Annotated in this window: 14 protein-coding genes; 9 read left to right on the top strand and 5 right to left on the bottom strand. The window is 44.6% G+C overall.

Going from position 1 to position 16,927, the window contains the following annotated elements:
* Positions 1-674 precede the first annotated feature (674 nt).
* Both C4S60_RS02005 and C4S60_RS02000 read left to right on the top strand, forming a co-directional pair.
* Complete coding sequence (locus C4S60_RS02005) at positions 675-1,766, top strand: efflux RND transporter periplasmic adaptor subunit (RefSeq protein ID WP_103878658.1); 1,092 nt, start codon at positions 675-677, stop codon at positions 1,764-1,766.
* A 27-nt stretch (positions 1,767-1,793) separates the two neighbouring features.
* On the top strand, positions 1,794-4,838 hold the full coding sequence (locus tag C4S60_RS02000) for an efflux RND transporter permease subunit (RefSeq protein ID WP_103878657.1): 3,045 nt from the start codon (positions 1,794-1,796) through the stop codon (positions 4,836-4,838).
* An 86-nt stretch (positions 4,839-4,924) separates the two neighbouring features.
* On the opposite strand, the gene C4S60_RS01995 is transcribed toward C4S60_RS02000, so the two are convergent.
* A complete protein-coding gene (locus C4S60_RS01995) occupies positions 4,925-5,671 on the bottom strand; it encodes a dienelactone hydrolase family protein (protein ID WP_103878656.1) in 747 nt (248 codons plus the stop codon).
* A gap of 504 nt (positions 5,672-6,175) precedes the next feature.
* Here C4S60_RS01995 and C4S60_RS01985 point away from each other — a divergent pair.
* Both C4S60_RS01985 and C4S60_RS01980 read left to right on the top strand, forming a co-directional pair.
* The gene (locus tag C4S60_RS01985; RefSeq protein WP_103878654.1) at positions 6,176-7,078 is read left to right on the top strand and encodes a LysR family transcriptional regulator; all 903 of its coding nucleotides are present in this window, start codon (positions 6,176-6,178) and stop codon (positions 7,076-7,078) included.
* Between the two features lie 107 nt (positions 7,079-7,185).
* Positions 7,186-7,971 carry a helix-turn-helix transcriptional regulator gene (locus C4S60_RS01980; protein WP_103878653.1) on the top strand — a complete coding sequence of 262 codons (786 nt, stop codon included), beginning with the start codon at positions 7,186-7,188 and terminating at the stop codon, positions 7,969-7,971.
* Here C4S60_RS01980 and C4S60_RS01975 read toward each other — a convergent pair.
* Positions 7,906-8,514: an acyl-homoserine-lactone synthase gene (locus tag C4S60_RS01975; RefSeq protein ID WP_103878652.1), complete on the bottom strand. Its 609-nt coding sequence runs from the start codon at positions 8,512-8,514 to the stop codon at positions 7,906-7,908. The genes C4S60_RS01980 and C4S60_RS01975 overlap by 66 nt on opposite strands.
* Positions 8,515-8,911: 397 nt before the next feature.
* Here C4S60_RS01975 and C4S60_RS01970 point away from each other — a divergent pair, with 397 nt between their 5' ends.
* Both C4S60_RS01970 and C4S60_RS01965 read left to right on the top strand, forming a co-directional pair.
* Entirely contained in the window at positions 8,912-10,282 is a 1,371-nt protein-coding gene (locus tag C4S60_RS01970; protein ID WP_146060837.1) for a GGDEF domain-containing protein, read from the top strand.
* A gap of 28 nt (positions 10,283-10,310) precedes the next feature.
* The gene (locus C4S60_RS01965) at positions 10,311-11,213 is read left to right on the top strand and encodes a LysR family transcriptional regulator (RefSeq protein ID WP_103878650.1); all 903 of its coding nucleotides are present in this window, start codon (positions 10,311-10,313) and stop codon (positions 11,211-11,213) included.
* Between the two features lie 34 nt (positions 11,214-11,247).
* Here C4S60_RS01965 and C4S60_RS01960 read toward each other — a convergent pair whose 3' ends face one another.
* On the bottom strand, positions 11,248-11,877 hold the full coding sequence (locus C4S60_RS01960; protein ID WP_103878649.1) for a response regulator transcription factor: 630 nt from the start codon (positions 11,875-11,877) through the stop codon (positions 11,248-11,250).
* Between the two features lie 495 nt (positions 11,878-12,372).
* On the opposite strand from C4S60_RS01960, the gene C4S60_RS23840 reads away from it, so the two are divergent.
* Positions 12,373-12,507 carry a hypothetical protein gene (locus C4S60_RS23840; RefSeq protein ID WP_279626933.1) on the top strand — a complete coding sequence of 45 codons (135 nt, stop codon included), beginning with the start codon at positions 12,373-12,375 and terminating at the stop codon, positions 12,505-12,507.
* Between the two features lie 64 nt (positions 12,508-12,571).
* Here the strand turns inward: C4S60_RS23840 and C4S60_RS01955 are convergent, their stop codons facing one another.
* Entirely contained in the window at positions 12,572-13,189 is a 618-nt protein-coding gene (locus tag C4S60_RS01955; protein ID WP_103878648.1) for a glutaredoxin domain-containing protein, read from the bottom strand.
* A 74-nt stretch (positions 13,190-13,263) separates the two neighbouring features.
* Positions 13,264-14,142 carry a DMT family transporter gene (locus tag C4S60_RS01950; RefSeq protein ID WP_103878647.1) on the bottom strand — a complete coding sequence of 293 codons (879 nt, stop codon included), beginning with the start codon at positions 14,140-14,142 and terminating at the stop codon, positions 13,264-13,266.
* A 249-nt stretch (positions 14,143-14,391) separates the two neighbouring features.
* Here C4S60_RS01950 and yfcC point away from each other — a divergent pair, with 249 nt between their 5' ends.
* Together yfcC and C4S60_RS01940 are read left to right on the top strand one after the other, a co-directional pair.
* Positions 14,392-15,867 carry a putative basic amino acid antiporter YfcC gene (gene yfcC / locus C4S60_RS01945; protein ID WP_208623237.1) on the top strand — a complete coding sequence of 492 codons (1,476 nt, stop codon included), beginning with the start codon at positions 14,392-14,394 and terminating at the stop codon, positions 15,865-15,867.
* 65 nt (positions 15,868-15,932) lie between these two features.
* Positions 15,933-16,922: a succinylglutamate desuccinylase/aspartoacylase family protein gene (locus tag C4S60_RS01940; protein ID WP_103878646.1), complete on the top strand. Its 990-nt coding sequence runs from the start codon at positions 15,933-15,935 to the stop codon at positions 16,920-16,922.
* Positions 16,923-16,927 lie beyond the last annotated feature (5 nt).

The raw sequence follows: 16,927 nt of genomic DNA, 5'->3' as shown, positions 1-16,927 counted from the left end.
ATAGACTTTAAATAATAATAGCTTACTTTGTAACCCAGTATTCAGGTTTTTAATCACCTAATGGTGACACTGTCACTTGGGCTATGACGTTGACCATCAAGAATCCATCAACAGTGTACATGGAGCTAATCTGGCGATTGATCTGGTTGTAGGTTTTTTCCCATGTAGCGCCTTATTGAAACCAGTTCACTTTCTATGTTTATACATATTTTTGCTTTTTGAGGTTTGCGAGTCGTTACGTATCTCTTAATCAAATTGACTCAACAACTGGTGAAAGTTGGTGGATATAGATGTGTCAGTGAACTGGGGCATTTGGAGAATGAGCCATTCGCTTTATGAATGGGTCGTGCCAGGTGTATTTCTTTGTCGTATGTATACGGTATGTAACATTTATAGTGTTGAGAGTGCTTTCGCCGTGTTACTTATTTTGCGCTTGAATAAAACAAAAAAAACCCGTGATAATAATGAACTTTTCACTAACCAGATGTCTTACATAAAGTTTTTTTGTGCTACTGCGATGATTCATCTTCGTACTAAAGTAGGCGGGTTGTGTTTTTGTGGTTGATTTGTTGCTTTTTGCTGCGCTTAATGTAATTTGTACCAAGAAGGTGTAATTGACCTCGTTAACCTATTATTGTGTTGGTTTTTATAAATTTTTTTGTTGGGTGGTTGTTATGAAAACGCATTTGAGAGCTATGACGTTAGCGACATTAATAGGTGTCGCGCTCACTGGTTGTGGACCAGAGCCAGAGCAAAAGGCAGAAGCGCCTGTAGTTCGTCCGGTAAAAACCATGGTAATCGGTTTGGAAAACCAAAGTATGGTGCGCGAATTTCCAGCGCGAGTGCTTGCTTCAAACCGTGCGGAAATGGCGTTTCGTGTAGCTGGTAAGGTAAACAGCATTCCAGTTAAGGAAGGCGACAATGTCAAGAAAGACAGCGTACTAGCGACGTTGGACGACACCAGTTTTAAACTTGCGGTCAGAGACACACAAGCCACATTGCAAAGAACACAAGCCGACTTCAAGCGTGCGCAGGAACTGATCAAGGATAACTTTATTTCCAAAAAGGACTTTGAACAACTTCGAGCGGATTTAACCCGAGCGAAAGCAGCATATGACAAAGCGGTTACAGAGCTAAGCTACACAAAATTGTTGGCTCCATTCGATGGTTTTGTTGCAAAGCGCGAGATACAGAATTTTGAAAACGTCGAAGCAAAACAAGTCGTATTCACGTTCCAAAATCTGAACACACTAGAACTCAAGTTTAATGTGCCGGAAAAACTGGTGCGTCAAATTCGTGATGAACAATCCGCAGATCCAGTAGACATTCCTGTATTTGCTTATTTTGACGCAGGCCGTGAGAAACCTTATCCGGTCACCGTCACCGAAGTGTCTTCAAAAGCCGATTCAGATACGCAGACATTTGAAGTCACCGTATCGATGGAAGCGCCCTCTGATCAAAATATTCTTCCGGGTATGACGGGTTATGTGACTGCTGATTTTTCAAAACTTCAGGAAACCAAAGGGGCAATTCAGGTTCCGGCTACAGCAGTGGTGAGTGACAATGCACATAATGCTACCGTTTGGGTCGTGAATGAGAACAACACCGTGTCACCGAAATCAATTGAAGTCTCTACTATGGCAGGAGACCGTATTACAGTTCTCTCTGGCCTAGATATGGGTGAGCGTATCGTGACGGTAGGTGTGCCTTTCCTTATTGAAGGTATGGAAGTGAGCTTAATGCCAGAAATTGACCAGGCTCAGTAACTGTGACTCAGCAAGAAGAGAAGTTTTATGAATTTAGGTGAGTATTCAGTAAAGAACAAAGTCAACAGTTGGCTGCTAGTGCTGTTGATGACGATTGGCGGGGTGTTGGCTTACTTCGAGATGGGTAAGTTAGAGGACCCGGCTTTTACGATCAAAGAAGCAAAGATCATCACGTCTTATCCAGGAGCCTCTCCACAAGAGGTCTACGATGAAGTTACCTATCACATTGAGGATGCTGTTCGACTGCTAGGTCAGGTAAAACGGATTAAGCGTTCAGTGACTCGTGAAGGACTTTCGGATATCACTATCGAGTTCAAAGACGAATACACTTCGGCAGAAATGCCGGGTATTTACGATGAATTGAGACGTAAAATTGCCGACAACAAGCATAAGTTGCCACCAGGTGCCGGTGAGCCACAAATTGTGGATGATTTTGCTGATGTTTACGGTGGGTTCCTGGCGCTGAATGGTAAAGGCTATACGTATCGTGAACTGAAAGACGTTGCAGACAACTTAAAGAAACAATTGGTATTAGTGCCGGGTGTTCGTAAGGTGTCTATTGATGGTGACCAGAAAGAGGTAGTTTACGTCCAAATGTCTCGCTCGAAAATGGCGGAGCTAGGCATCGACATGGCCACTATTGAAAATCTGCTAAGTTCGCAGAACTTGGTGTCTGACTCAGGACGTTTTCGTGTAGGGCCTGAGTACATTCGTATAGAGCCAACTGGAAGCTTTAAACATGTGAGCGAAATCGAAGACCTTCTGATTTCCAGTAACGACAAAAAACTCATTCGACTTGGAGATGTCGCACAAGTTACTCGTGAATATGTGGATGAACCGACCAAGCTTATTTACTTCAATGGTAAGCCTTCTCTGACCATCGGTATATCGATGTTGAGTGGTAAGAACGTAGTTGAGGTCGGTGGCTTAATTGCCGATAAAATAGACAGTTTGCAAAATCAGATCCCGTTGGGAATGAATCTGGATATCATCTACGATCAGCCAACAGAAGTTGATCAGTCGGTTGCGGGCTTTGTGACTAATACTGTCGAAGCACTTATCATTGTTGTGGTGGTATTGCTGGCGTTTATGGGGCTGCGTGTTGGTCTGATCATCGGCGCGGTACTGTTGATTACGGTTGCAGGTACTCTTGCGCTCATGCATCTCTATGGTATCGAGTTGCAGCGTATTTCACTTGGTGCGCTTATCATTGCGCTCGGGATGTTGGTTGATAACGCTATTGTTGTTGCCGAAGGTATGATGATTCGGATTAAGCGGGGAGTACCGGCTCTAAAAGCAGCAGGAGAAGTTGTTGGCGCTAACGGTTGGGCCCTGTTAGGCGGTACGGCTGTAGGTATCCTTGCTTTTGCGGCAATTGGTATGTCGCAAAGTAACACCGGTGAGTTCACTCGCTCACTGTTCTACGTCATTTTGATCTCTCTTTCTTTAAGTTGGGTAACAGCGGTTTCGACGACACCTTTGCTGTGTGCTTTATTGCTCAAAAAAGAAGAAAAGAAAGAAGGCGAAGAGGAGAAGGATCCGTATGCGGGTGCTGGATTCGTTATTTACAAGGGCGTACTCACATTTGCTCTCAAACAGCGTCTGCTGACTATTGGCGTTATTGTCGCGATGTTTTTGGCGTCCGTTTGGGGCTTCGGCTTCGTTAAGAACGCCTTTTTCCCGAATGCGAATACACCGATGTTCTTCGTTGATGTTTGGGAAGTTGAAGGTACTGATATTCGTCAAACCCGGGACGATACGCTTAAAGTCGCTGAGTTTATTCGCGAGCAAGAAGGTGTGGAATGGACGGCGAGCTTTATCGGAGGCGGTGCTTCGCGATTCTCACTGGTTTACACCCCACAAGATTCAACCAAAGCATATGGGCAGATCATCGTTCGTACTGAGACGCGAGAATTGATCGCCGGGCTCCAGCAAAAAATCGATAAGTACATGACTGAAAATATCGATAGCATAGAGCCTAAAATTAAGAGCTTACGTATTGGTCCGGGGCGCGACTCAAAAATCGAAGCCCGCTTTGCAGGGCCGGACCCAGAGGTGTTGAGAGATCTTTCTGCGCAGGCTGAGGCAATTATGCATGCAGACCCTGAAGCAAAAGAGGTACGTAATGACTGGCGTCAACCCGTTAAGCTGATCAAACCGATCTTTAATGAGCAAGTGGCCAGACAGTTGGGCGTAACCAGAACTGAATTGACCGCCTCACTGCGTGCGGCTAGTGAAGGTTCACAGGTCGGTATTTACCGTGATGGTGTAAGACTGCTTCCTATCTACTTCCGTGCCGATGCGAGTGAGCGCCAGGATGTATCGCAATTAATGGATGCTCAGGTATATAGCCCAGTGTTGCAACGTACGGTTCCAATTGCGCAGGTTGTGCTTGGATTCGAAACTGTTTGGGAAGATGCAATGATACGTGGTCGTGATCGTTTGACGACCATTATTGCCTCGGCTAACCCTACCGGTGAACTGGCGGCCCCTCTGTTTGAGCGCCTGAAGCCGCAAATTGAATCCATTGAACTGCCTCCGGGTTACACCATGGACTGGGGCGGTGAGTACGAAGACTCAGCAGAAGCTCAAGGAGCGCTGTTTAGTGCTATTCCGGTGTCATTTATCATGATGATCATCGTGGTTGTGTTGCTGTTTGGTAAGGTACGTCAACCGTTGATCATTTGGATTACCGTACCACTGGCTATCATCGGTATTACAGCAGGCTTGTTACTATTAAATGGTGCGTTTGACTTTATGGCACTGCTAGGTGCACTCAGCTTGATTGGACTATTGATTAAGAATGCGATTGTGTTGCTTGAAGAGATAGATATGCAAGCCGAGGAGAAGCCGCTATACGACGCTATTATTGATTCTTCTATCTCTCGTATGCGTCCTGTTATGCTCGCAGCGTGTACAACGATTCTGGGGATGATACCGCTATTGGGCGATGTATTCTTCGTGAATATGTCCATTACTGTTATGTTTGGTTTGGGCTTCGCGACCATTCTAACATTGGTATTTATTCCAGTTATGTACGCGATTCTGTTTAAGGCGAAGAATCCACAGTAACGCAGTGTAGTTGATCAATAATGGAAAACTTAAAAGGCCAGGTCGTCAACGAGCTGGCCTTTTGTTTATTCGCAACTCCGTTAATTTTAAGGTTTTCCGGTTGTTGTGACCAAAAACTCAGAAAAGGCCTGCCAGGATTTCTTGTCGGCGTCTTCACGGTATCTGTCAGAACCAAACACAGTAAACGCATGTGGGGCTCCGCTATAAGTGATCATCTCGTGAGGAACGCCGCTTTGTTCAAGCTCAACGGCGAGCTCTGCAAACTGAGACATCGGAATCGCTGAATCTGCCGTACCGTGGAGAACCAGGATTGGTGCTTTAGTCTGAGTGTAGTTTTGCCCTTCAGGGGTTTGTAGACCACCATGAAAGGTAACAAAGCCACGAGCATTCATACCTGCTCTTGCTGCTTCTAAAGTTGCAGCCCCACCAAAGCAATATCCCATGACTACGGTATTGTCTAGATTTCCCCCGAGCTTGCCTGCCTGCTCTAACCCGGCATTCATCAGAGCCTGAAGCTTCATTCTGTCCTTATAAAGAGCCCCGGTATGCTGACGTTTATCTTCTACTTTCGTCGGTCTGACATCCTGACCAAACAGATCCACGGCAAATACGTTGTAGCCCATGCTGTTGAGCATTTCGGCCCGCTTTTCTTCATACTCGGTGAGCCCGTCCCAATCATGAACGAGCAATACTAGCGGAGCTGTGTTATTGACCTTTGCCCAGTAACCTTCATAGGGTTGTCCATCTAACTCGTAGACAACATGTTCTCCTGCCAGAGCAGATTGACTCGCGAAAGCGGTTGTCAGCGCAATACCAATGAGTACTTTTTTCATGGTGTGTCCTTTTTCGACTTTAACGAAAGCTAAATACAAGCTTAGTACGGAAAAGCAGTGTTGCGAGTTGGAAAATGGAACAAACTTCGAGCACAAATATTTGGAGTGAGAAAATGATGGACTCAGGTCTCTGAATGTTAATGCAGATGAAGTAGCCAACAACTAGTGTGACGACTAGCCCGATGAGCAGCTCTAACATAAACCTCCTCTAAAATTGCCAAATTACGAAATTGGCTAATTTCAAAATGTGAGTGGCTTTAAGTTTGGTTGTCAAATTAAACGATTAAGGCTAGAAATTAGATTGACGATCAGTATTTAGCTTTTTCATTGTGTAGAATTTGACAGTCATTCAGATATAGATTGATTGAGGCGAAGTATTGGTTTCAAATCTATCCTTTGACAACACAAGTGCCTTAAGATTAACGGTTTTCACTCATTGAGAAGCCCAGAACGTCTGACATTATCAAAAAGGGTGTCAGGCATAACACTACCGTGGATTTCACTATGTTTCATTCAACAATAAATCTTCTTGATGTTCGGGCATTTGTTCTGGTCGCTAAGTTAGGGAACTTCACCAAGGCGGCAGAAGCACTGCATGTCTCACGTTCGCACGTCTCGCGACAAATTCAGTCGCTTGAAAGTCAGATGGGAGTCACTCTGCTCGTGAGAACCACACGAAGCATGAAATTGACCGAAGCCGGGCAGGATTTCCTGGCTTCATGTGATACGGCATTGAATTCTATCGACCAAGCCGTCCACAATGCGGTTGATGACACGCAAGCAGTACGTGGCACCATTAAAATCAATTGTGTTGGTGGTTATATAGGAGAAGATCTCGTTGCGGGGATGCTTGCTCAGTTTTTGCTTGAATATCCGGACGTCAATATCGAACTGGACTTTTCCAGCAACAGAGTGGATTTACTGGAAGACGAATTTGATTTGGCGATTCGGATGGGCGAGTTACCGGATGCCAGTTATGTGGCCCGGCACCTGACAGATGTGGAGATGCAAACCCTCGCAAGTGCTGGCTACCTGCACCAGTCTTCGGTTCCTAATCACCCGAAAGACCTAAAACATCACAGATGTATTACGGGATCAGTGACTAAGTGGCGGTTTGAACATCGAGGCTCAGGAGAGGTATGTGATGTGGCTATTGAAGGAGCGTTGCAGTGCAAGAATGGTCGCGTGTTGATTAACGCAGCCAAGAAGGGACTCGGCTTAATAAGAGTACCGGCAATGTATTGCAGACAGGAGATCTCTAACGGTGAGTTGGTCCCTGTTTTTCGTGATTGGGGTATTAAATCAGTCCCTCTTTCACTGATTTATCAAAAAGATCGCTATCAACCGAGAAAGATTCGCGAGTGTGTTGACCATTTGATTAAGTGTTTCCAAATGGAAAATTTGTAATCTTTGATTAAGTGTTTCCAAATGGAAAATTTGTAATCTTTGGTGAGTCTGGTTATCGTGGTCATTAATATGCATATGACTAGGCAGTCTGCTGGGGCTATCTCGACGTGAAAGTTGTTGAAAAAATAAACTCTATATTGGTCCGGGATTTACAAGCGGGTGAATGCTTCAATTTTGATGATCTTAATCGAAAGTTAAGTGAAGTGACGGAAGTGATAGGGTTTGAACATTTTTTGTTCGCAGTTTCTGTTCCGGTGACGGTAATGAGAGCGGAAAATGTCGTCTTGACTAATCAGCCGCTGGATTGGCGCCAATTTTATGAAGAAAATGAAGTCATGTATTTTGACCAAGTGGTGCTTCATTGCCGCAATAGTATGCTTCCCATTCATTGGAAAGACATTATCAAAAATAGTGTTCCAGACGACAAAAACGTAATCAAACTTGCTTCGGATTTTGGGCTTGGTGAAGGTGTAACCGTACCGTTAAGAGCCAACCATGGCTGCCTAGGTCTCATCAGTTTTTCTAATCTCAAAGGTGCCACCAAGTTGAGCCATGAGGCAACCATTCTGGCGACCTATGTGAGTAGTTTGGTGGCAGACTATATTAATGACATAAGAAACCACGTATGCGAGCAACAGTTTGGTCAAGTTAAATCAAACCTGACGTTACGCGAACAGGTTTGCCTGGCCTGGGTCGCTGAGGGAAAAAGCTCATGGGAAGTCGCGCAGATCATTGGCTGTTCTGAGCGAACGGTCAATTTTCATATACAGAATGCGAGTGAAAAACTCAATGCTTTCTCTCGCACTCAAGCGGTCTCTAAAGCCCTGCTAACTGGCTCTATCGAGCCTATGCTGGTTTATCGTAGCGTTGGTAAACCAATCTCTCAGAGCTGAATCAATGGGTACTCGCAATGCGATACTCTTGGTGTGTTCTAGCATGCGAATCTTGCCATCCCCCATGCGATGATTAGGTATTCCTACGTGCCGCATTATTCGTTCTATACCCGTAGTTGTGGGAGTAATAAAAGCGGAGTATCCCTGTTCAAACCCGTATTGAACAACCAAATAAAATAGTAGCTCGGTAAAGTTGATGTGAGTTGCACGCTTAGATATTTCTCGATCAACGGCAAATCGAGTTAACTCTACGACGTTACCGTCATCAAAAGATTCCCCTTGCAATAATTCGGGAAAGGTATTTTTTAACATGTAAGGCGTGTTGGTATGCAGCAATCGCCAGCAAGCCGCAACTTTCCCTTCATATTCTATAATGATGTATTTAGCGTCTGGGCGGTCGTATTCATCTATATCTAACTGGTTTATCGTGTTCAGTGACCAGCGTAACCTACGGACAAATACGTCATAGCGTAAAGTGTGCATCTCCAGCTTTTGTTTCTCTGTAAGCTCAGAATATTTTTTAATATAAACAATAGGTTCCATAGTTTTATCTCCTATACAGTTCAGGTATAGGGTAACCAGTGGCTCTGAAGTCGATAACTGACAATTTGATCAGCTTGAAAATTATCAGTTTACCAATTTGTCAACCTGTCAATTTCTGCAGTTTCTTAATTTCTGAATAAGGGTATAACTCTAAACAGACCCTGTAGACCTAACTAACAACGTCCGGACATTTGATTCAACGAAAAAAAACGCACCAACTTGGCTAGGTGGCTTTCAGGTTTACAGGGTCTCTTTTCCCTATGTCAGTTTTTGCCCACGAATCTTGCATCGCTCCCTATGGATTTGGGATGTTTTACCAATCGCATTGATCATGTGATTGCCTTCATTGATAATTGTCGCTAATAAACATCGAAACTACTGGCCAAAAAACATCCAGATGCAAAAGCTGACTAAAAAATATGCCATTATCTTATTCAAATCAGCGATGCTCACTTCTGTCATCTACGGTTTTGTTGTCTATCAGACCTTGGATAAGCTGGTCAAAAATGAAATTGCACAATTTCACCTTGTCACCAAATCCATCCAGGATTACAAGTCTACGTTGTATTTGCTCAGTGTATTACTTGAGGCTGAAATTGAGCTGAACGCCGGTAACGATGTCGATGAACCGTTACTAGATCAAGGACGGGTCTATCGTTTGATCCCGGATGCGGCTCTTACTCAGAATGAAAAAATCGTCAGTTCGACCGCGCAACGATTGTTTCTTAGCATGCCGGAGTTGGCCGTGGGTTTAGAGTACCTACTGTACTATCGCTCTTACGAAGGACTAAAAATATTGGCCAGTCAGTCCTTTAGCCTTGCTGGAGAAGAGATTGACGAGGTATTTTCAGAGAAAATGTGTGCGGAGTCGTTTCGTTGTGCCCGATATGCGTCGGCGCAGGACCTGAGTAATCGAATTGTGGTGTCTGATGTTTATCGTGACAGGATTACTAGACAGGCCATCATCACCATCTCTAGTCCCGTGTACGATGGTTTAGTGATGGTAGGTGATCTGAATATTGATATTTACCTGAATGAGTTTCCATTTCTCGATAATAAAACCTATGTCAGTAACAACAGTTCGAATGGCAGGGAAATGATAGTGGAAGATTTACGGTACCCGTTTCATCAATCCGCCTACTCTGAACGGTTTGTTGTTGATGAAGATTTTGCCGTCATTTATCGAATTCCTTACAGCCAGATCATCGTTGATACACTGTGGCTCTATTTCCTGATGGTCACAGCGTTGTTCTATGTGGTTATCCGTCTGGAAGAGTTAAAAACGAAAAGAGAGAAGTTGAAACTGGCCGAAATCGCCATTCGACGTGATGAAATGACGGGACTATATAACAGAGCTGCGCTACGGGATAGCAGCTTAAAATATGCGATAGAGAAACAGGGCTTAGCTGTGATAGCGATTGATGGTGACAAACTGAAGAGCATCAACGACACTTTTGGACATCATGTAGGAGACGAGGCTATCGTGTTTATTGCACGCTGTATGCAGGCTTGTTTCCGGGAAAGTGATTACTTAATCCGCAGTGGAGGAGATGAGTTTCTTGTTTTGTTGCCCGGTTGTGATGAGCGCACGGCACAATCCCTCGCCTCTCGATTAGCCAGTGAAGTGAGAGCTAAAAGTTTTGGGACCCAACAGCTGTCTTTGAACATTAGTTTTGGTGTCGCCGTGGTAGAAGAAGCCGAAACATTAGAGTCGGCCATTCAAAGGGCAGACAGTCGCCTCTATCAAGTGAAACGCTCGAAAGTATAATCCGTTATGCAATGCCAAGGACAACCGAATGTACAAGCAGCACGATTACAATTTGCTTAAAGTGTTGGTTCTTATATACCAATACCGAAACCTGACTACGGTAGCGGCCGTTTTGGGCAAAACTGAAAGCGCAGTGAGTAAGCACTTAGCTAAATTGAGAACTCAACTCGATGATCCCTTATTTGTTCGATCTGCCAGCGGGTTGGAACCGACTCATTATCTAGAACGTATTATCCCGGGTATTGAAAATGGTTTGCGCTTGGTCGAGGATGCATTAAAACAGGGAGAGTCCTTCAATGAATCGCTGTATGACCAACCTATCGTCATTGGGCTGGATAATGTCACGATAGAGTGTTTTGGTGGCGTCTTGTTGCAGACTTTGAGAAGTGTATTTCCTAACTCGTTTATTGAACTCAAAACCTGGCGAAGTAATACTTACCAGGAAATCATTGATGGAAAGGTGCAAATAGGCTTGCAGTTTTTTAATGAAGACTGTTCTAAGTCTATTTACCAGAACAGTATATTGAATGTTGAGCTAGGCGCGTTGGTGGGTGCCAACAGCGACTTCGAACAATGGCAGCAGATATTTGAACGTCCCTGTGTTTTCTTTGAAATTCGCGGTTGGAATGAAACCAATCGCCGTTTGATTAAGCAGATGGCCCAGTATGATTTGATCTTCGACTATCGAGTTAAATTGGATAACCTTGATTTAGCGTTGGATCTGGTGAAAAACGAGGACTACTCAATTTTGTTTGCTAAGCACCTGATTAACGATGGTGAGGTGAGGTTTGTGCCTTTGCCAGACCATATGCAGTCGCATATCCCCGTGGTGACCTGTATTAAACAGAGTAATCGTCAAAGTCCGCTGCATCAAAAACTACATCAGATACTGAAGCAAGTTGTGACTCAGGAAAGCCCACGAAAAATCTAGTGTGCTTTCCCTTTAGTTTTTACTGAGAGTAGTGTCAGTTCATTACCATCTGTTTTTCATTTTCCACCACGTCATGAGCATTGATCAGCTCTACAATTGAGTTCGCTTCATACTTATCGAGAATTCGCGATTTGTAGGTGCTGATTGTTTTTGCGCTGAGTGACAAAAACTCTGAGATCTGTTTGTTGGTGTAACCTTTTTTCAGATAGTTGAATACCACGGTTTCACGTTGAGACAGAACAATGTTCCTGTTGCGCTCCTTATAATCACTTTTAAAGAGGTTGTAGCCGCGAGACACTCCGATAATCGCATCGCGAATCAAAGAACTCTCCTCAGACTTACTGATATAGCCATTTGCGCCTAGCTTGTAGGCGGTTTCAGAGTAGACAGGATAGCCATAACTAGAGACAAAAATTGCTCTGCCCTGATAACCGGAGGCATACGCGCGCCGCATGAACTCAAACCCATCGGCTTCGGCAAGATTGACATCTAAAATGACCAGTTCAATATTGCCTGATTTGATCAGGTTAAGTGCTGTTTGTGTGTTCCCGGTTTGATGCACCAGATTCACATCTTCAATGCAGGACACGATTTGTGCTAGTGCTTCCCTAACTAGCGGGTAATTGTCGATAATCAGGCAGTCCTTAGAGTTTGGATAGAGCATTAACTTTACCTTGCTAAACAAGTGACTAACGTAAACATGTGTGGGAAAGGTCGTGGTCACTTGTTAGATAAATGAAGAAATAGCGATTAGTTTTTTTTTAACTCGAAATATTGTTGAGCGCAAGTATAAGAAACAAATGATTGAATGTGTGGAATGATGGAAATTCCATTTTGGAATATTCATTAAATTTGGATATATCCCATTTAAATCAATTGTTTATCCATGATGCATTAATGTAAGTAATGATAGAGGCAGAATTTGTAAGTTGACGATTGAGGAAAGCTCACAACCCAGTCTGGTTTGATGTATCGCTTTTTATTTAAGGCAAGCAGTAATAACTAATCAAATCAATATATTAGATTGAAAACTCGTAAATTAGCCCTGTAGTGAAATTTTAATACAAAAATATGTGATGTGGGTCTTGTTTTTTTCTCTTTTAGGTATAAAATTACACATAGTTGAAAGTTAATTACAAAATCTATGGGAGAAACGATCATGGGTTACGAACTAGGCGCTGCATACATTGGTCAAATCGCTGCAAAACAAATGATTAATGAAATGCTCTATGGCAAACCACAGCCAAAGAAAAAATCGCTCATCAAGCGTATGATGAAAAAAATGGCTAAGTAATCGCCATTTAAAAGACACAAAATAAAAGCCCGTGAACTAGCGTTCACGGGCTTTTATCTTTTAGTTATGAGGCATTTTTTTCGCCGAAGGTTAAGACGTTGTTGGGTTTGCTTTGCTGATTTTTCTTTTCTAGCCAGACCGCCAGATTGTCTGCGCCTCCGATATATTCATCTTCTAGCCAAATCTGAGGGACGGTAACGGGGGTCTTTTGACCTATATGCGCTTTGACTTCAGGAATCATTCGATACAGTGCCGCGCTGTCTTTCACTACATCATAATATTGATAATGAACACCCGCTTCATCGAGCATTTGTTTTGCTTTAACACAGAAGGGGCACGTCGATTTACCGTAAACAATATTGCCTGTTAACGTGTCACGCTTTGTCCACTCTTGAATCACTGACTGAACGAGCACGCCTCGGTTCAGTGCTTCACCCTGGCTGATCACCTTTCCTTCAACCATGAGAATAGGGGCATGCCAAGCTCCTTTTTTTAATGGTTCCCACCAGTGAGATAACCAATCTTTTACTTCCAAATCGACAGGAACGCCACGTAACTCATTTTTGAATGTGTCTTGCAAGATATCCTTGGTTAGTGTGCACTCTCCGCAAGGGATGTTAACCTTAAACGGTCCCCAGCTTCCTGCCCAACGATAAAGAGTGATCTTGATTGGTTCCGCCATTTTCTCAGCCTCAATAATTATCCGTTTAACAATAAGAACTGTCAGGTTCCGTTTTTATTTCACCTTAACTTCTATTATCGCTCTTTTCTGGTTTCCCAGCGGGTAATAAATGCCACTGAGGCAATAATGATTGCAGCGCCCAACCAGAGGCGACCGGGAGGCACCCATCCAAAGACTATCCAGCCAGCGAGGACATTCATCGGCAGCTTAGCGTGATCGAAAGGCTGGACAAAAGAGGCATCCGCTACCGAATACGCTTTGACGATGGCCCATTGTGCCAACGCTGTTAACGCACCTGCGAACAACAGTAAAGTCCAGACGGTGCCTGATTGGGGAAGTGACCAGTCGGGCAAAGCCAGAAACAGGTTGAATGGCGTGATCAACAGCAGCAAATACACCACCATGGTTGAAGGGGAGTCATCTGCTGAGAGCTTTTTTACCATTAAAGAGTAGCACGCCCAGAAGAACGCGGCACCGATGGGTAAGAGTGTTGCCAAACTGAAACTATCAGACCAGGGTTCTAAAATGATCATGGCGCCAATAAAGCCACATAAGGTCGCCAACCATCTTGCTGAGCCAACATTCTCTTTGAGAATCAGGCCAGAGCCTAAAGTTGCAAACAGAGGGGAGGTCATAAGCAGCGCTATCCCCTGCCAGATGGGGACCGGGTAGGCCAGTGCCCACATCCAGAGTTGTATGCCGATGACAGACAAAAAGACGCGTAATAAGTGAGCGGGAAAGTGGGCAGTGAGTAAAGATTGCCGAAAGCCAAGCGTCTTCAGGTAAGGCATGATAACAACGAAGGCAACCGCATACTGAATAAGCGCTACCATAGTTGAAGACATCCCATGATGAATGCTAACAATTTGGGCAAGGTTATTAACGATAGCAAAAGAGGCGCCTGCAGCAAGCATCCACGCGGCCCCTCGAATTGGGTGATGTTGTAAGCTCATTTCAATTTTCTTAATTTTTTCACAATGTTACTACGGAACTCATGTCTGACCCAACAAGTAAATTTGGGAGCATATTCGTGCTGCAGATCAATTAATATCCCGAGTGTTTAAATGTTGAACTGGAAACTATTGATTTTTTATGCTGCCTAATGGATATTTGCACCAAATTTTATGCTTAACCAGAACATAATTATGAATTCTCATACTGAATGCCATACTAATTTGAGCGATGGCACAAAAACATGGCAAATGCCGGATACTCTGATTTTGATATTTATTGTGGGTATGTTGGCGACGGCTCTGACTTACTTTATTCCTGCTGGCCACTTTGATAGTCAGGAGGTGACTTATCTGGTGGATGGTGCAGAGAAAACCCGGACGGTTATCGACCCTCACTCGTTCGAGTACGCTACAGACGAAAATGGCGAGTTGATTTATAAGTCTGTCGGCCTATTCGCTTCCGGCGGTGGCATTGGATTGATGAACTTTGCCTTTGAAGGTCTGGTGTCTGGGTCAAAGTGGGGATCCGCGATAGGCGTCATTATGTTTATGCTAGTGATTGGTGGGGCATTTGGCATAGTAATGAGAACGGGCACCATCGACAACGGTATTCTTCGCTTGATCGATAAAACCAAAGGCAGTGAAGCACTATTTATTCCTGTTCTTTTTGCTCTGTTTTCTTTGGGCGGTGCGGTTTTTGGAATGGGCGAAGAAGCAGTGGCGTTTGCGATCATTATCGCACCGCTGATGGTACGCCTTGGCTACGATGGGATAACGACCGTTATGGTGACTTATGTTGCCACACAAATTGGTTTTGCAACTTCCTGGATGAATCCTTTCTCTGTAGCGGTGGCGCAAGGGATTGCAGGGATTCCGGTTCTGTCCGGAATGACCATGAGAATGGTTATGTGGGTAGCTTTCACCATCATCGGTATCGTGTTTACTATGGTGTATGCAGCGCGCATTAAAGCAAACCCAGAGCTTTCCTATAGCCGCCGTACGGATGTGTATTTCAGGAAGCAGGCGGAAAAAGAGCAGCAATCACGCTGGGTCCTTGGAGACTCGCTGGTATTGTTCACCGTAATCGCGACGACTGTGTGGGTGGTATGGGGTGTGGTTGCTCATGCCTGGTATATCCCGGAAATTGCGTCACAATTTTTCTCTATGGGCTTCGTTGCTGGTTTAATCGGTGTTCTGTTCCGTCTTAATGATATGACACTGAATGACATGGCCGATGCTTTTAAGGAAGGGGCGAGTATTATGCTCGCGCCAGCACTATTGGTTGGATGCGCTAAAGGTGTCTTGTTGATTCTGGGTGGTGGCACTACCGATGAGTCCAGTGTGTTGAACTCCATTTTAAACGGTGCTGGTGGCATGATCAGCGGGTTGCCAGATGTGGCAGCAGCATGGTTGATGTATGCATTTCAGTCGGTGTTCAATTTCTTTGTGACTTCTGGTTCAGGCCAGGCGGCACTCACCATGCCGTTATTGGCGCCACTCGCTGATATCGCGGGCGTAACACGTCAGGTCGCTGTGTTGGCTTTCCAATTAGGTGACGGTTTTACCAACGTCATTGTCCCAACATCGGCGTCACTCATGGCAACGTTAGGTGTGTGCCGAATTGACTGGGGTGACTGGGCAAAATTCTGCTGGCGCTTTATACTGCTGCTATTCTTATTAGCCAGTTTCGTTGTGATTGGGGCTCACTTGATGGGCTTTGCCTAATCGACGCCTTCAAATTCTGACACAAGCGGGCCCAAGGCCCGCTTTTTTTAGCGACAGGACCAAAAATGAAATACTTAAGCGAACAAGAACCTCTACCTGTTATACATACGCTGGATGTTGATAGCTTATCACCAGGAACACATAAGTTCTGGTTCCAGGTATCTACCAACGCAATGGGCGTACCTATTCAATTGCCTGTTGTGGTTGTTAAGGCAGCACAAAGTGGTCCCAAGCTTGTGGTGACAGCGGGTGTTCATGGTGATGAACTTAACGGTATTTTGACCGCTCACAAGCTGATCCGCCGCATTGAAAACAGTCTGGATTCGGGCGTAATTACAATTGTGCCATCGGTGAATATTCCCGGCATTCTGAGCCACAGTCGTGACTTCAACTCGTCAGATCCCGATGCCTCTCCTGCAAATCTCAATCGCTTTTTTCCTGGTAACCCCGAGGGGGACGCAGCCAACCGTTACTTAGATAGCCTTTGGAGTCGATTGCTTAAACCGAATGCCAATATCGCTATCGACTTGCATACACAAACACGTGGTGCGACTTACCCCTTGTATGTGTTTGCTGATTTCAGACTGGACACCTCTTTGGAGATGGCACGCCTGATAGAACCTGATGCAATTTTGAATGATCCTGGTGATGCCGGTGTGCTAGAAACCGTTTGGAATAGTTCGGGCATTCCAAGTATCACGATAGAAGTCGGGATGGGAAAAATCACTCAACCTGAACTTATTGAGCGAACGGTAGAGGGTATTCAACGTATCCTTGTTCATCACGGGTTTGTTAAGGGGAATAGAGTCAAAACCGAGCCTTGCGCCATTGAAGGCCAGGAAGTTGTGACCATACGGGCACGACAAGGTGGCTTCGTACTGCCTCAGGTGGACTTGCTGCAAACCGTCAAAGAAGGTGAGTTGGTTGCCAGGCAGTTTGATAGCTTCGGGCAGTTAACAGATACCTATCATGCGCCAATTGATGCGACGGTATTGAGTTATAACGTGGATAGTTTGAGAGATCCTGGGGCGTTGGTCGTCAGGCTGATTCGCTAGACTCA

Source organism: Vibrio hangzhouensis, from assembly GCF_900107935.1.
Taxonomy (GTDB): Bacteria; Pseudomonadota; Gammaproteobacteria; order Enterobacterales; family Vibrionaceae; genus Vibrio; species Vibrio hangzhouensis.
The sequence above is the reverse complement of the archived record's forward strand: the minus strand, read 5'-3'. Positions and strand labels throughout refer to the sequence as shown.

What these genes read in the sequence shown, in the direction of transcription:
- C4S60_RS02005 (WP_103878658.1), top strand. Translation starts at nt 675, where the DNA reads ATGAAAACGCATTTGAGAGCTATGACGTTAGCGACATTAATAGGTGTC.
- C4S60_RS02000 (WP_103878657.1), top strand. Translation starts at nt 1,794, where the DNA reads ATGAATTTAGGTGAGTATTCAGTAAAGAACAAAGTCAACAGTTGGCTG.
- C4S60_RS01995 (WP_103878656.1), bottom strand. Translation starts at nt 5,671, where the DNA reads ATGAAAAAAGTACTCATTGGTATTGCGCTGACAACCGCTTTCGCGAGT.
- C4S60_RS01985 (WP_103878654.1), top strand. Translation starts at nt 6,176, where the DNA reads ATGTTTCATTCAACAATAAATCTTCTTGATGTTCGGGCATTTGTTCTG.
- C4S60_RS01975 (WP_103878652.1), bottom strand. Translation starts at nt 8,514, where the DNA reads ATGGAACCTATTGTTTATATTAAAAAATATTCTGAGCTTACAGAGAAA.
- C4S60_RS01970 (WP_146060837.1), top strand. Translation starts at nt 8,912, where the DNA reads ATGCAAAAGCTGACTAAAAAATATGCCATTATCTTATTCAAATCAGCG.
- C4S60_RS01965 (WP_103878650.1), top strand. Translation starts at nt 10,311, where the DNA reads ATGTACAAGCAGCACGATTACAATTTGCTTAAAGTGTTGGTTCTTATA.
- C4S60_RS01960 (WP_103878649.1), bottom strand. Translation starts at nt 11,877, where the DNA reads ATGCTCTATCCAAACTCTAAGGACTGCCTGATTATCGACAATTACCCG.
- C4S60_RS23840 (WP_279626933.1), top strand. Translation starts at nt 12,373, where the DNA reads ATGGGTTACGAACTAGGCGCTGCATACATTGGTCAAATCGCTGCAAAA.
- C4S60_RS01955 (WP_103878648.1), bottom strand. Translation starts at nt 13,189, where the DNA reads ATGGCGGAACCAATCAAGATCACTCTTTATCGTTGGGCAGGAAGCTGG.
- C4S60_RS01950 (WP_103878647.1), bottom strand. Translation starts at nt 14,142, where the DNA reads ATGAGCTTACAACATCACCCAATTCGAGGGGCCGCGTGGATGCTTGCT.
- yfcC (WP_208623237.1), top strand. Translation starts at nt 14,392, where the DNA reads ATGCCGGATACTCTGATTTTGATATTTATTGTGGGTATGTTGGCGACG.
- C4S60_RS01940 (WP_103878646.1), top strand. Translation starts at nt 15,933, where the DNA reads ATGAAATACTTAAGCGAACAAGAACCTCTACCTGTTATACATACGCTG.